Source organism: Mesorhizobium sp. M0239, from assembly GCF_040321815.1.
GTDB lineage: Bacteria > Pseudomonadota > Alphaproteobacteria > Rhizobiales > Rhizobiaceae > Mesorhizobium.
Window position 1 is genome coordinate 162,918 of sequence record NZ_JAMYSG010000012.1, and the last position, 14,685, is coordinate 177,602.

General features: G+C 63.8%; 11 protein-coding genes. 7 read left to right on the plus strand and 4 right to left on the minus strand.

Translation table 11 applies throughout. The features are described from left to right. The first annotated feature begins 223 nt into the window (after positions 1 to 223). From NKI99_RS15015 to NKI99_RS15045, 7 genes are all read left to right on the plus strand, one after another. Positions 224 to 5,722 (plus strand): alpha-2-macroglobulin family protein, encoded by a 5,499-nt coding sequence (locus NKI99_RS15015; RefSeq protein WP_352611325.1) that lies wholly within the window; start codon positions 224 to 226, stop codon positions 5,720 to 5,722. A 174-nt stretch (positions 5,723 to 5,896) separates the two neighbouring features. After that, positions 5,897 to 7,978, plus strand: coding sequence for a penicillin-binding protein 1C (gene pbpC / locus NKI99_RS15020; protein ID WP_352611326.1), 2,082 nt, complete (start codon positions 5,897 to 5,899; stop codon positions 7,976 to 7,978). Positions 7,979 to 8,289: 311 nt separating this feature from the next. Next, a complete protein-coding gene (locus tag NKI99_RS15025; RefSeq protein WP_502895930.1) occupies positions 8,290 to 8,946 on the plus strand; it encodes a M15 family metallopeptidase in 657 nt (218 codons plus the stop codon). Positions 8,947 to 9,166: 220 nt separating this feature from the next. Continuing rightward, entirely contained in the window at positions 9,167 to 10,192 is a 1,026-nt protein-coding gene (locus NKI99_RS15030) for a sulfate ABC transporter substrate-binding protein (protein ID WP_127271865.1), read from the plus strand. Positions 10,193 to 10,213: 21 nt separating this feature from the next. Next, positions 10,214 to 11,065, plus strand: coding sequence for a sulfate ABC transporter permease subunit CysT (gene cysT / locus NKI99_RS15035; protein WP_013530875.1), 852 nt, complete (start codon positions 10,214 to 10,216; stop codon positions 11,063 to 11,065). Then, on the plus strand, positions 11,058 to 11,942 hold the full coding sequence (gene cysW, locus NKI99_RS15040; RefSeq protein WP_127270916.1) for a sulfate ABC transporter permease subunit CysW: 885 nt from the start codon (positions 11,058 to 11,060) through the stop codon (positions 11,940 to 11,942). Before cysT ends, cysW begins: the two co-directional genes overlap by 8 nt. A 13-nt stretch (positions 11,943 to 11,955) precedes the next feature. Further along, positions 11,956 to 12,996 (plus strand): sulfate/molybdate ABC transporter ATP-binding protein, encoded by a 1,041-nt coding sequence (locus tag NKI99_RS15045; protein WP_023813221.1) that lies wholly within the window; start codon positions 11,956 to 11,958, stop codon positions 12,994 to 12,996. 15 nt (positions 12,997 to 13,011) lie between these two features. Here NKI99_RS15045 and NKI99_RS15050 read toward each other — a convergent pair whose 3' ends face one another. From NKI99_RS15050 to NKI99_RS15065, 4 genes are all read right to left on the minus strand, one after another. Beyond that, complete coding sequence (locus NKI99_RS15050; protein ID WP_023813222.1) at positions 13,012 to 13,410, minus strand: type II toxin-antitoxin system VapC family toxin; 399 nt, start codon at positions 13,408 to 13,410, stop codon at positions 13,012 to 13,014. After that, entirely contained in the window at positions 13,411 to 13,683 is a 273-nt protein-coding gene (locus NKI99_RS15055) for an AbrB/MazE/SpoVT family DNA-binding domain-containing protein (RefSeq protein WP_023813223.1), read from the minus strand. Positions 13,684 to 13,838: 155 nt separating this feature from the next. Further along, positions 13,839 to 14,324 (minus strand): GNAT family N-acetyltransferase, encoded by a 486-nt coding sequence (locus tag NKI99_RS15060; RefSeq protein WP_128303536.1) that lies wholly within the window; start codon positions 14,322 to 14,324, stop codon positions 13,839 to 13,841. Next, the gene (locus NKI99_RS15065; RefSeq protein WP_023813225.1) at positions 14,324 to 14,605 is read right to left on the minus strand and encodes a type II toxin-antitoxin system TacA family antitoxin; all 282 of its coding nucleotides are present in this window, start codon (positions 14,603 to 14,605) and stop codon (positions 14,324 to 14,326) included. Before NKI99_RS15065 ends, NKI99_RS15060 begins: the two co-directional genes overlap by 1 nt. Positions 14,606 to 14,685 lie beyond the last annotated feature (80 nt).

Genomic DNA, 14,685 nt, shown 5'->3' on the forward strand with positions numbered 1-14,685 from the left:
CTCGTAAAGGGGCCACAATCCAATTGTCTGAAATAGGGCGGGCTTGGAATTCACACCTTTTGCGTCGCCGCAAGAATGCGTGATCCCCTGTCCTATGGAGGTACTACCGGTCATCGGCCGGAAAGGAAACCGCTGGCAGGCGGAACCCTGCCGCGTCCTTGTGTTGACAAGCCTGACTGAAGCTTGATCATGCCCGGACGTCAGCTGTGTCTGGAGGGGTGTTATGGCAATGCGCGCGGCTCGTGGTCTGTCTATCCTGATTCTTCTGTTTTTCGCCTGGGCCAATGTCCTGGCCTGGAGCAGCGCCGCGCAAGCGGCCGAGGCCCGGCGAATAGCGACAACGGACAATTCCGACTATTTCGGCTTTGATCTCAGGTCCGACCAGAATGTGACAATCGACCAGTGCAAGACGACGTGCCTGGGAGACCCGGCCTGCCGCGCCTTCACCTACAACAAAAAAGCCAAATGGTGCTTCCTCAAATCCGACTACAACCAGCTGAAAACCTTCAACGGCGCGGTCGCGGGCAAGGTCGTCAACATCGATGGCGATCCTGATATCGGCGCGCCGCCGGAACTCGCTTTCTTCCCCAACTGGATGGCCGATCAGGCCCAGCAATACCGCAACAAGCTGCTCGGCCCGGCCTATGACAGACCTACAGAAGGCATGGCTGCCTTGCATAACGCCGCCGAACAGGCCGTGCTGACCGGCGATCACCGCTCCGCCATGCTGAAATACGAGGCCGCGGTCTCGGTGCTGCCCGATGATGGCCAGCTCTGGCTCAACCTGGCGCGTGAAACGCTGGCCGTTCAGCCCGCCGCAAGCACCTCCGAAGCATCCACTTTGCCGGCGAACGGCACGTCGGCCGCTTTCAATGCCTATAAATTGCTGCGCACCGCCAAGACGCGCGCCGAAGTGCTGGCGCTGCTCGGCAATGGGCTCGACAAGCGCGATCTCTACCGGCCGGCGCTGCAGGCCTATGAGGCCAGCCTTGCGCTGAACCCTTCGCCGGCGGTCCAGGCCGACTATGCCGATCTCAAGGCCCGCAAGGGTTTTCGCGTGATCGACCATACCGTCGACGCCGACACCAGCGCGCCGCGCATCTGCGCGCAATTCTCCGAGGATCTGGTCAAGACCGGCGTCGACTACGCGCAGTTCGTCACCGTCGACAACGCGCCACCCAAGGGCGTCGAGGCCAAGGACAAGCAAATCTGCGTCGAAGGACTGGAGCATGGCCAGCACTACGACGTCACCTTCCGCGCCGGCCTGCCGGCGGCAATCGGCGAAGTGACCGCGGCCCCCGTGGTGCTGTCGATATATGTGCAGGACCGCGCACCGTCCGCCCGCTTCACCGGTGACAGCTTCGTGCTGCCGGCCGGCGCGCGCCGCGGCATTCCCGTCGTCACCGTCAACATGAACGCCGCCGAGATGAAGCTCTACCGCATCGGCGATCGTTCGCTGGCCCAGCTTCTGTCGGGCTACCAGTTCCTGCACCAGCTCGACGGCTACGACATCTCCAACATTTCCGAACAGATGGGCGCGCCGGTCTGGCAAGGCCAGCTCGACATCGCCAATGATCTCAACAAGGAGGTCACCACCTCCTTCCCGGTTGATGAGGCGCTGCCGCAGCGCAAGCCCGGCGTCTACGTGCTGACCGCCCAGGCCGTCAACGACAAGAGCGACGACTACAATTCGATGGCCACGCAATGGTTCGTCGTCTCCGACATCGGTCTGTCGACCTATACCGGCCAGGACGGGCTCAATGTCTTTGCCCGTTCGCTGGGCAGCGCCAAGCCGATCGCCGGCGCCGAACTGACGCTGGTTGCCAGGAACAATGAGGTTCTCGGCACGGCGACGTCGGATGCCGACGGCCATGCCGTCTTCAACCCCGGCCTGACGCGCGGCGACGGCGGCATGGTCCCGGCCGTGCTGATGGCCAAGCAGGGCGACAATGATTTCGTCTTCCTCGACATGGGCCGGGCCGGCTTCGACCTGTCCGACCGCGGCGTCACCGGACGCGCGGCGCCCGGCGCGCTCGACGTCTATGCCTGGACCGAACGCGGTATCTACCGCGCCGGCGAGGATGTCCATGTCGCCGCCCTTGCCCGCGACGGCGCCGCCAAGGGGGTCGAAAACCTGCCGTTGACCTTCATCTTCTCGCGTCCCGACGGTGTCGAGGATCGCCGCATCGTCAGCGACGGCGCCTCCGCCGGCGGCCATGCCGTCGACCTGCCCCTCGCACCCAACGCCATGCGCGGCACCTGGTCGGTGTCGATCTACACCGATCCCAAGCAGCCGGCGGTGGCCAGCCAGATGTTCCTGGTCGAGGATTTCGTACCGGATCGCATCGAATTCGACATGAAGGCCGACAAGCAGGAGATTGCCCAGGGCGAAACCGCCAACATCGACATTGACGGCCGCTTCCTCTATGGCGCGCCGGCGGCGGGCCTGGCGCTGGAAGGCGAGCTGACGCTGTCGACGTCGCGCGACTGGGACCGCTTCCAGGGCTTTTCCTTCGGTCTCGCCGACGAGCAGTCGGCCGAACCCACGGTCACCCCCCTCGCCGATCTGCCGGTGGTCGGCGATGACGGCAAGGTGACCTTCCCGGTCTCCGTCGACCAACTGCCCTCGACCACCAAGCTGGTCGACGCCAAGGTGACGGTGAGGATGCGCGAATCCGGCGGCCGCGCCATAGAGCGCTCGCTCAACATCGGCATCCGCCCGCAAGGCCATATGATCGGCATCCGTCCGGATTTCGCCGACAATGAAGTGCCGCAGGGTGGCACCGCCAAGTTCAGCCTGATCGCCGTCGATCCCGACGGCAAGCGCGAGGCGCTGAAAGGCGCGCAGTGGACGCTGGTCAAGGTCGAACGCAATTACCAGTGGTACCGCTCCAACAATTCCTGGAACTACGAGCCGGTCAACTTCACCAAGTCGATCGCCAACGGCCAGGTCGACCTCAGCGCCGACGGCGACGCAACGGTCTCCGTGCCGGTCGACTGGGGTCAGTACCGCCTCGAAGTCGAGACATCGGATCCCGAGGGACCGGCGACAAGCTACGAGTTCGATGCCGGCTGGTATGTCTCCTCGACCACCACCGAAACGCCTGACGGCCTCGAAATCGCCCTCGACAAGGACAATTATGCCGCCGGCGAAGTGGCCAGGCTGAAAGTCTCGCCGCACTTTGCCGGCGAACTTCTCATCAACATCGGTTCCGACAAGCTGTTGAAGACCGTCACGGCATCCGTGCCGGCCGGCGGCAGCACCGTCGACATCCCGGTCGGCGACGACTGGGGCGCCGGCGCCTATGTCACCGCAACCCTGTTCCGGCCGGGCGAGGCGCAGGAAACGCGCATGCCGGCGCGCGCCATCGGCGTGAAATGGCTGAAGGTCGATCCGGGCTCGAAGAAGCTCGCGGTCACCCTGACGCCGCCGGACAAGACCATGCCGCGCCAGCAGCTGTCGATCCCGGTTTCGGTCGCCGGCGTGCAGCCGGGCAGCAATGCCTATGTCATGGTTGCCGCCGTCGATGTCGGCATCCTCAACCTGACCAACTACAAGGTACCGGACCCGGAGAGCTGGTTCTTCGGCCAGCGCATGCTGGGCATGGAAATCCGCGACATCTACGGCCGCCTGATCGACGGCTCGCTTGGCAACACCGGCAAGCTCAGGACCGGCGGCGACGGCGCCAACATGCAGGCGCAAGGCAGCCCGCCGACCGAAAAGCTGGTCGCCTTCTTCTCCGGTATCGTCGAGCTCGATGCCGACGGCAAGGCGCGGGTCGACTTCGACATCCCGCAGTTCAACGGCACCGTGCGCGTCATGGCCGTCGCCTGGACCAAGGATGCGGTCGGCCACGCCCAGTCCGATGTCATCGTGCGCGATCCCATCGTGATCACCGCCGGCCTGCCGCGCTTCCTGGCGCCTGGTGACGCCGCCGTCATGCGCCTCGATGTCGCCCACACCGATGGTCCGGTTGGCGACTATGCGTTCTCGATCGAAACGACGGGCGACTTGTCGACCGGCGACAAGCCCCTGCCCCAGAAGCTGACGCTCGCCCAGGGCAAGCGCCAGACGCTGACCGTGCCGCTGATCGCTCAGACGGCCGGCAATGCCTCGCTCACCATCAAGCTCGCCCATGCCGACGGCACCAAGGTCGAGCAGACGCTCTATGTGCCGGTGCGCCCGGCGCAATTACCGGTGACCACCCGGCTGGTGGTTGACCTCAAAGGTGATGGCGGAGCGCTGCGCGTCGACAAGGAACTGCTGGCAGCCAGCCTGCTCAACGGCGCCTCCGTCAGCGTCGGCGTTTCGCAGGCCGCCGCCTTCGACGTGCCGTCGCTGCTGATGACGCTCGACCGCTACCCCTATGGTTGCGCCGAGCAGACCACCAGCCGCGCCATGCCGCTTCTCTACGTCAATGAGTTGGCATCCGGCATCGGCATGGCCAGCGATCCCGATATCCATGGCCGCATCCAGGACGCCATCTACAAGGTTCTGAGCTACCAGGCTTCGGGCGGCAGCTTCGGCCTGTGGGGTCCGGGCTCCGGCGATCTGTGGCTCGATGCCTATGTCACCGACTTCCTGACCAGGGCGCGCGAGCAGAAATACGACGTGCCGAGCCTGGCCATGAACCAGGCGCTGAGCAATCTGCAGAACTCGCTCGGCTACGACCAGAGCGTCCAGGACCGTGGCAGCGAGATCGCCTACGCCCTCTACGTTCTGGCCCGCAACAAGAAGGCCTCGATCGGCGACCTGCGCTACTATGCGGACACCCAGCTCGAAGCTTTCTCAAGCCCGATGGCCGTTGCCCAGCTGGCGGCAAGCCTGGCGCTCTACGGCGATACACCGCGCGCCGAAGCCACCTTCAAGACTGCCTTGCAGTTGGCAAAGTCCACCACCGACTACGACTACTACCGCTCCGACTACGGTTCGCGGCTGCGTGATGGCGCGGCGATGCTGGCGCTGGCGGCGGAATCCAAGCCGGTGCCGACAATCGTGCCGGAACTGATCAAGCTGGTGACCAGGGAACGCGCCGAAGCCCGCTGGACCAGCACCCAGGACGAATCCTGGATGCTGCTTGCGGCCCGCGCGCTGAAGGAAGGCAATGATTCGATCACGCTGGCCGTCAATGGCGCGGCGCATTCCGGCGGCTACTCCAACCAGGTGGAAGGCTCTGACCTGGCCGACAGCCCGCTGACCATCGCCAACACCGGCAAGACCCCGCTGCAGGCAGTCGTTACCACCGTGGCGTCGCCGGTCCAGCCCTTGCCGGCCGGCGGCGACGGCTTCACCATCAGCCGCACCTACTACAAGCTCGACGGCACCGAGGCCAATGTCACCGAGGCGACGCAGAACGAACGCTATGTCGTCGTGCTCAAGGTCAACGAGCAGAACAAATGGCCGTCGCGCCTGCTGGTCACCGACCTGTTGCCGGCCGGCTTCGAGATCGACAATCCCGGCCTGGTCTCCAGCGCCCAGCTGACGAACTTCTCCTGGCTGGCGCAGACCGATGCGGCCCATCTCGAATTCCGCGACGACCGTTTCGTCGCGGCGTTCAACCCGGCCGATGGCGATCATGACCACAATCTGACACTCGCCTATGTCGTGCGCGCGGTGACGCCGGGTACCTATGCGCACCCGGCGGCAACGGTGGAGGACATGTACCGGCCGCAATATTCGGCCCGCACCGCCACCGGCATGATGGAGGTCAAGGCGCCGTAAGGCTCCGATGGTGATGGACGCGATAAGCAAAGTGCCCCCTCACCCGCCCTCCTCTTCGCTCGGTCGACCTCTCCCCGAGGGGAGAGGAGACGACCAGCGCCGGCGCCAGTCTCTTCTCCCCATCGGGGAGAAGGTGGCCGCGAAGCGGCCGGATGAGGGGGCGTCTTTCCAGCCATGAAGATACTTCGCAAACTCGCTATTGGAGCCGCAGGGGGCGCCTGCCTTTTGGCGCTCTCCGCAGCCAGCCTCTGGGAACTCGACCGTGCTTTCCCACCCCCGCTTCCAGCCGAACTCACGGTCTCCACCGAAGTCCAGGATCGCGACGGCGAATTGTTGCGCGCCTTTGCCACGCCGGACGGCTACTGGCGGCTCGAAACCCGCCTCGACCAGGTCGACAAGCAGTTCGTCGACATGCTGGTCACCTACGAAGACAAGCGTTTCTGGGACCATGAAGGTGTCGACGTGCTGGCGCTGGCCCGCGCCGCCGGCCAGTTCGCCACGAGCGGCCACATCGTCTCCGGCGGCTCGACGCTTTCGATGCAGCTTGCCCGGCTGATCGAGCCGCGCGAAAGCCGCAGCCTCGGCTCCAAGGTCAAGCAGATGCTGCGCGCCATCCAGATCGAGCGGCGATTGTCGAAACGCGAGATCCTCGAACGCTACCTGACGCTGGCGCCTTATGGCGGCAATCTGGAAGGCGTGCGCGCCGCCTCGCTCGCCTATTTCGGCAAGGAGCCGAAACGGCTCACCGTTTCCGAATCCGCCCTGCTCGTCGCTCTGCCGCAATTGCCGGAAAAGCGCCGGCCCGACCGCAATTTGAAGATCGCCCACGCCGCCCGCGACCGGGTGCTGACCCGAATGGTCTCCTCCCGCCTGCTCGGCGAGCGCGAGGCCGCACGGGCCGCCCTCGACGATGTCTCGGACCTGCGCCGCACGCTGCCGGCGCTCGCCGCGCACGCCGCCTATGCGATGTTGCCCAAGGCCGTCCCCGGCCAGCCCTTGCGGCTGACGATCCGCAAGAGCGTCCAGGAGGGGCTGGAACAGGTGGCGAGGGACGCGGCCACCAAGCTCGGCCCTCGCCTGTCGGTCGCTATGGTGCTGGCCGACTCCCGCACCGGCGACATCCTTGGCGAAGTCGGCTCGGCCAATTTCTTCGACGCCAGCCGCTCCGGCTGGATCGACATGACAAAGATCGTCCGCTCGCCCGGCTCGACGCTGAAGCCCTTCATCTACGGTCTGGCCTTCGAACAGGGCCTCGTGGCGCAGGAAACGCTGATCGACGACAGCCCCGTCGATTTCTCCGGCTACCGACCGAAGAATTTCGATATGGGCTACCAGGGCGATGTCAGCATCCGGCAAGCGCTGCAATTGTCGCTCAATGTGCCGGCGATCCGCGTGCTCGACGCGGTCGGGCCAACGCGGCTGATGGCGCGCTTCCGCCAGGCCGGCGTCAGCCCCATACTGCCGGTCAACGAAGCCCCGGGCCTGGCCATCGGTCTTGGCGGCGTCGGGGTGACATTGCGCGACCTCGTCCAGCTCTACACAGGGCTCGCCAATGGCGGCAAGACGCACACGCTGCATGATGGCACCGAGCCTGCCAATGCCGAGCGCACCAGCGCCACCATCCTCGACGGTCAGGCCAACTGGCAGATCATCGACATATTGTCGGGCGTCAAGCCGCCCGAGGGTGCCTTGCAGCGCGGCATCGCCTACAAGACCGGCACCTCCTACGGCTATCGCGACGCCTGGTCGGTAGGCTTCGACGGCCGCTATGTGCTCGGTGTCTGGGTCGGCCGCCCCGACGCCGGCGCGGTGCCCGGCCTATCCGGCTATGTCTCGGCGGCTCCCATCCTCTTCGAGGGTTTTGTCCGCTCGGGCCTCGCCACCGTCCCCTTGCCGGGCAAGCCGCCCGGCGTGTTCAGCCCCAGGCGCGAGGACCTCCCGGTGACCCTCGCCCGCTTCGGCGCCGGGCCGGACGGACTGGTGCAGGCGACAGTGACCGAACCCGCACCGACCATCATCTTCCCGCCCGACGGCGCCCGCGTCGATCTCGGCACCAATTCGGCCGACGCCTCGCCACTGGTGCTGAAGCTGCAAGGCGGCCGGGCGCCGTTCCGCTGGCTCGCCAACGGCAAGCCGCTGGTAGGCATCGATCGTCGCCGCACCGCGACCTGGCAGCCCGACGGCGCCGGCTATTCGACGCTGACCGTCATCGACGCCGCGGGGCGTGCGGCGAGTGTGAAGGTGTTTGTCGAATAGATCGCGCCAAGAAGCGATTCATGGAATTGGCTTTCCACAGGCTCAGCGGATAGCAGGATACTCACCCCATGCCTGTTCCGAGGCACCCCCCTCTGGCCTGCCGGCCATCTCCCCCGCAAGGAGGGAGATCGGATGTCCTTTCCGCTTTCGCCAACTGTCAAAGACAATACGCAACGGCAAAGCTGCCAATCTCCCCCCTTGCGGGGGAGATGCCCGGCAGGGCAGAGGGGGGTGCCTCGCGCCATCTTCTATCGTCAGCAGCCTCAGCACTGGCAGCAACAATCCTTATCGCGGCAACCACACTCCCCGCTTTGGCCGATGCCCTGCCCGCCGGCTTTGTCCGGCTCGCCGATGTCGATCCCTCGATCCGCCAGGACATACGCTACGCCGGATCGGATAATTTCCTGCATCGCAAGGTGGACGGCTATGACGCCCCGGCCTGCATCCTCACTGGGCAGGCGGCAAAGGCACTGTCCGCCGTCCAGAAAGCGATCGCCGCCAAAGGCTTGACCCTGGTGTTGTTCGATTGCTACCGCCCTGCCCGCGCCGTCGCCGACATGAATGAATGGACGCGCGAGGGCGGGCCGCCCGATCCGCAATGGTATCCGAAGGTCAGGCGCAGCGACCTGATCGCCAACGGCTATGTCGGAGAGCTGTCGACCCATTCACGAGGCTCGACCGTCGACGTCGCCATCGCCCGGACGGACCGCAGGTCCAGCCCCAACCCGGCCTGTGGCGCGGTTGATGCCGACACGCTCGATTTCGGCACCGGCTTCGACTGCTTTGATCCGATGAGCGAAACCGCCCACCGCGGCCTTGCCAGTGAAGCGGCGGCAAACCGCAAGATGCTTGTCGACGCCATGCGCGCTGGCGGCTTCAAGAACTATGCAAGGGAATGGTGGCACTTCACGCTGAAAAGCGAACCGTTCGCCAGACAGCGTTTCGACTTTCCCATCACCGCCGATTGATGCACCGGACCAAATTCCACACCTTGCCTCGGCACCGCCCCTTGCTAGATAGGCTGAGTGGCCGGGCCATGGATTCTTCCTTTGGCCGCAAGAGGAAAATATTTCTCCTAACGGCGAAATGGCGTCGAACATTTTCTCAAGAGGGGCAAAAAAGGCAACATTGAATGCATCTAATTTCTACCAATTCGGTAGATTTGGCGCGGGTTCAACGGAGGCAGAAATGACCAAACCTCATTTCAGGAAACTGCTCGGCGCACTGGTCGCCACATCTGTCCAGTTCGGCACGCTCGGTTTCGCGTTTGCCGATACCACCATTCTCAACGTGTCCTACGATCCGACACGCGAGCTCTACAAGGCCTATGACGAAGCTTTCGTCGCGCATTGGAAGGCCGAGACCGGAGAGACGGTCACCGTCCAGCAGTCGCATGGCGGATCGGGCGCCCAGGCCCGCGCCGTGATCGATGGCCTCGACGCCGATGTGGTGACGCTGGCACTTGAAGGCGACATCAATGCCATCGTCTCGAAGGCGAAGAAGATCAATCCGGACTGGCGCACCAAATTCGAAAACAATTCAGCGCCTTACACCTCGACCATCATCTTCCTCGTTCGCAAGGGCAATCCCAAAGGCATTCACGACTGGAGCGACCTCGTCAAGGACGGTGTCCAGGTGATTACGCCTAATCCTAAAACCTCCGGCGGCGCGCGCTGGAACTATCTCGCCGCCTGGGCCTACGCTAACGCCAATGACGGCGGCGACGAGGCCAAGACCAAGGAGTTCGTCGGCAAGCTCTACGCCAATGCCCCGGTGCTCGACACCGGCGCGCGCGGCTCGACCGTGACCTTCGCGCAAAAGGGCTTGGGCGATGTGCTTATCGCCTGGGAAAACGAGGCCTATCTGGCGCTCGACGAGTTCGGTGCCGACAATTTCGACATCGTCTACCCGCCGACCTCGATCCTGGCAGAACCGCCGGTGGCGGTGGTCGACGCCAATGTCGATGCCAAGGGCACGCGCAAGGTCGCCGAAGCCTATCTGAGCTGGCTCTATTCCAAAGAAGCGCAGACGATCATCGCCAAGAACCATTATCGTCCTGCCAAGCCCGATCTGGTGCCGGCCGAAGACCTCGCCAAGCTGCCGCCGATCAAGCTCGTAACCATCGACGATCCACAGTTTGGTGGCTGGAAAAAAGCACAGCCTTATCATTTCGGCGATGGTGGTATATTCGACCAGATCTACAAGCCCCAGTAAGCAGTCGATATTCAGGACGACATGACCACAGCACCCGCCCAGGCGGGGTGGCGATTCAGGCAGCCGAGCGTAATTCCGGGTTTCGGATTGACGCTCGGCTTCTCGCTTGCCTACCTCACCCTCATTATCCTCATCCCGCTATCCGGGCTGCTCTGGCGCTCGGCCGCCCTTGGCTGGCCTGAATTCTGGGCGATCGCCACCGATCGCCGCACCATCAATGCGCTGAGAATCAGCTTCGGCACCGCCTTCGTCGCAGCTGCGGTCAACGTCGTCTTCGGCACGCTGGTCGCATGGGTGCTGGTGCGCTACCGCTTCCCCGGCCGCCGCATCGTCGATGCCATGGTCGACCTGCCCTTCGCCCTGCCGACGGCTGTGGCCGGCATCGCGCTGACCACGCTCTACGCGCCGAACGGCTGGATCGGCAAATTGCTGATGCCGCTCGGCATCAAGGTAGCCTATACGCCGCTCGGTATCGTCATCGCGCTGATCTTCATTGGCCTGCCCTTCGTCGTGCGCACCGTGCAGCCGATCATGGAGGAGATCGACAAGGAAGTGGAGGAAGCCGCCGCCACGCTTGGCGCCAATCGCTTCCAGATCATCACCCGCATCCTGTTTCCGGGCCTGGCGCCGGCCATCGTCACCGGCTTCGCGCTCGCCTTCGCGCGTGGCGTCGGCGAATATGGCTCGGTCATCTTCATCGCCGGCAACTTGCCCTACAAATCAGAAATCGCACCGCTGCTGATCGTTATTCGGTTGGAGGAATACAATTATCCGGCGGCAACCGCGATCGCGGCGATCATGCTCGCTTTGTCGTTCATCATGCTTTTGGTCGTCAACCTCGCACAGTCATGGAGCCGCAAGCGCTATGGCTGACCCGGAGATCAAATCCTACGAACCGCATCATGAAAGCCAGTCGGCGGCGGTCACGGAAAGCCGCCCTGCGCGCCTGGCTCTGATGGCCGTCGCCTTCGCCTTCCTCGGCATTTTCCTGCTCTTGCCGCTGATCATCGTCTTCAACGAAGCCTTCGCCAAGGGCATCGGTGCCTACACCGAAGCGCTCGGCAGTGCCGACACCCGCTCGGCGATCCGGCTGACGCTGCTGGTGGCGGCGATCTCGGTGCCGCTCAACATCGTCTTCGGCATCTCCGCCGCCTGGGCGATCGCCAAGTTCGAGTTCAAGGGCAAGGCCTTCCTGACCACGCTGATCGACCTCCCCTTCTCGGTCTCGCCGGTCATATCGGGCCTCGTTTATGTGCTTCTGTTCGGCGCCCAAGGGCTGCTCGGCACCTGGCTGAAAGCGCATGGCATCGTCATCCTGTTTGCCGTGCCGGGCATCGTGCTGGCCACAATCTTCGTCACCTTCCCCTTCGTCGCCCGCGAGTTGATCCCGCTGATGCAGGAACAAGGCAATGGCGACGAGGAGGCAGCGCTTTCGCTCGGCGCCAATGGCTGGCAGACCTTCTGGTACGTGACCTTGCCCAACGTCAAATGGGGGCTGCTCTACGGCGTGCTCCTGTGCAATGCGCGTGCCATGGGCGAGTTCGGCGCGGTATCGGTGGTGTCGGGTCACATACGCGGCCTGACCAACACCATGCCGCTGCATGTCGAAATCCTCTACAACGAGTACAACGCCGTCGGTGCCTTCGCCGTCGCTTCATTGCTTGCGGGCCTGGCGCTCGTCACGCTGGTCTTGAAAACACTTCTCGAGATGCGCTACGGCGCCGAGATCGCCGCAACACGCGGGCACTGACAAAGGGACCACTATGGAAGTTCGCGTTGCCAACGTGCGCAAGGAGTTTGACCGGTTTCCGGCGCTTCACGACGTCTCGCTCGACATCAAGTCGGGCGAACTGATCGCGTTGCTGGGACCGTCCGGTTCCGGCAAGACGACGCTGCTCAGGCTGATTGCCGGGCTGGAGCGGCCGACACGGGGAAAGATATTCTTCGGCGACGAGGACGCCTCGCACAAGTCGATCCAGGAGCGCAATGTCGGCTTTGTCTTCCAGCACTATGCGCTGTTCCGGCATATGACGGTGGCGGACAATATCGGCTTCGGCCTGAAGGTCCGGCACGGACCGTCGCGCCCGCCGGCGCAGGAGATCCGCCGTCGCGCCTCCGAGCTTCTGGACCTCGTCCAGCTTTCAGGGCTCGAAAAGCGCTATCCGGCGCAGCTCTCCGGCGGCCAGAGGCAGCGCGTGGCGCTGGCGCGCGCCATGGCGATCGAGCCCAAGGTGCTGCTGCTCGACGAGCCGTTCGGCGCGCTTGACGCGCAGGTGCGCCGGGAATTGCGCCGCTGGCTGCGCGAAATCCATGACGCCACCGGCCATACCACCGTCTTCGTCACCCACGACCAGGAAGAGGCGCTGGAGCTTGCCGACCGCGTCGTGGTGATGAGCCAGGGCCGCATCGAGCAGGTCGGCACCGCCGACGATATCTACGACACGCCGAACTCGCCCTTCGTCTATGGCTTCATCGGTGAATCAAGCTCGCTTCCCGTCAAGGTCGAGAATGGCGAGATCTGGCTCGCCGACCGTCCGATCGGGATTGCCGCGCCCAACGAGCCCTCGGGCGATGCGACGCTCTATTTCCGCCCGCATGATGTCGAACTGCTGGACGGCTGCAGCGGCTGTATCGCCGGCACGGTCGCCGCCAGCCGCCGCGTCGCCGGCACGCGCCGGGTCGAGCTTGAGATCGGCGGAGAGCGCCAGCGGGTCGAAATCGAACTGCCCGTCGACCACCCCGCGGCGCAGAAAAGCCGGGTGGCGTTTCGCCCCGGACGCTGGAAACTTTTTCCGGCGGCTTGATCCTCTGGTCGAGGGCTACGCCAGCCAGTTCTCGACCTTCAGGCCTTTGATCCGGTTGAACTCGCCCGTGTTGGCGGTCACCAGCGTGGCGCCCAATGCACAGGCATGAGCGGCAATAAAAAGATCGTTGTGGCCAATGGTCTGGCCTGCCGCTTCAAGCTCGGCGCGAAGTCCGCCATACTCGGCATCCACCGGCACATCGAGCGGCAAGACAGGAATCTCGGCCAGCAAGTCTTCAACCTTCTTGAGCAGCTTGGCCGATCCCTTCCTGGCGCAGCCATATCGCAATTCCGAGGCGACCACGATGCTGGTGCAAACCGCGTCATCTCCCTCGCGCGACATTGCCCTCGCGGCCTTGCCAGCCGGGTTTCGGATCATGTCGCTGATGATGTTCGTATCCAGCATGAACCGCATCTAGAAAATGTCCTCGGATTTGACTGGCGTGTCGTCGATCTCGGGGAAGTCGTCTTCAGGATCGAGCGGCGGCTCTTTCGCCCACTGGGCGAGCAACGCGGTGAGGCCAGGTTTGCGAACCGGCTCGATGACAAGACGATCGCCTTCCCGGCTGATCAGGACTTTTTCGCCGGGAAGCTCGAACTCGACAGGAATGCGCACCGCCTGGCTGCGGTTGTTGCGAAACAGCTTCGCCTCCTTGGGCGGCGTTGTTGAATGACGGTTCTGGGGCATGTTGCAGCTCTTTTGTATATGCCATTTGTATATGCCAAACAGCGCCACGGTGCAAGGCCCGGGAAAACTCGGCACAGGAGACATCGCCTGCCATCGCACCCCGGAACGTTTCGGTCTGATGGCGGTCGGCTTAATTCATGCTTCGAGCGACACGACTATCCTTTCGTCACGCCTTTCAGCGACAGCACCAAGGTCATTGGGTTTTTCGGCGAAGCCGCAAAACCGTAGTGTTCGTAAAAGGCTTTCGCCTCATCCGATATGGCATGAACAAATATCCCGCGAATCCCGAGGATCGTCGCGGCGCGACCTGCCCGTAAAACGGCGTCTTGCAGCAGCGCGGCACCCAGCCCCTTGCCTTGCCAGCCCGCGTCGACGGCAAGACGCCCGAGCACGACCATCGGAATGGGATCAGGCATGTTGCGACGAATGGCGCCGGGTGCCTGCGCGAGATCAAGCCCGCCCGAAGAGAGGCAGGAATAACCGACAACGCGCGCGTCTTCCGCCACCACATAGGTACGCGACGCGCCGCTGACCTGGTTGGCTCGCGCCCTCAGGCGAAGCCATTGGTCGAGACTTTCCGTCCCGCTTCGAAAAAGGTCGAGATCGTGATTTTCGGCCAGAGGCGCGGGCGCCGATAGTATCATCCCTGCCACGGCCTGGGCACGTTCATAAGGCGTGCAAAACCTTCACCGCTTGGCGTCTCATCGAGGATGTCGAGATAGTGCCGATAGCTCTCGGGATCCACCTTGATCAGTGCCTGGTCGAGCAGCGTGTCCTCGGCCGCACGATATGCAGCATCGATCATAAAGTCGGAGCGGGTCTTCCCGCGTATTTTCGCAGCACGGTCGATCAATATGCGCACATCCTCTCGGATGCGCAGATTGACAGGCTTGGCGTGGGTCTCGGGTGTGGTCTTTGTCATGGCAGCGCTCCTTGTCGCTCCCGTAGCACACCTGCATACACAATGTGTATCTTTTTTCGGAACAGTCAAACGAATTGGAA

Excerpts from the sequence above, each read along its gene's own strand:
- NKI99_RS15015 (WP_352611325.1), top strand. The coding sequence starts at position 224 with ATGGCAATGCGCGCGGCTCGTGGTCTGTCTATCCTGATTCTTCTGTTT.
- pbpC (WP_352611326.1), top strand. The coding sequence starts at position 5,897 with ATGAAGATACTTCGCAAACTCGCTATTGGAGCCGCAGGGGGCGCCTGC.
- NKI99_RS15030 (WP_127271865.1), top strand. The coding sequence starts at position 9,167 with ATGACCAAACCTCATTTCAGGAAACTGCTCGGCGCACTGGTCGCCACA.
- cysT (WP_013530875.1), top strand. The coding sequence starts at position 10,214 with ATGACCACAGCACCCGCCCAGGCGGGGTGGCGATTCAGGCAGCCGAGC.
- cysW (WP_127270916.1), top strand. The coding sequence starts at position 11,058 with ATGGCTGACCCGGAGATCAAATCCTACGAACCGCATCATGAAAGCCAG.
- NKI99_RS15045 (WP_023813221.1), top strand. The coding sequence starts at position 11,956 with ATGGAAGTTCGCGTTGCCAACGTGCGCAAGGAGTTTGACCGGTTTCCG.
- NKI99_RS15050 (WP_023813222.1), bottom strand. The coding sequence starts at position 13,410 with ATGCGGTTCATGCTGGATACGAACATCATCAGCGACATGATCCGAAAC.
- NKI99_RS15055 (WP_023813223.1), bottom strand. The coding sequence starts at position 13,683 with ATGCCCCAGAACCGTCATTCAACAACGCCGCCCAAGGAGGCGAAGCTG.
- NKI99_RS15065 (WP_023813225.1), bottom strand. The coding sequence starts at position 14,605 with ATGACAAAGACCACACCCGAGACCCACGCCAAGCCTGTCAATCTGCGC.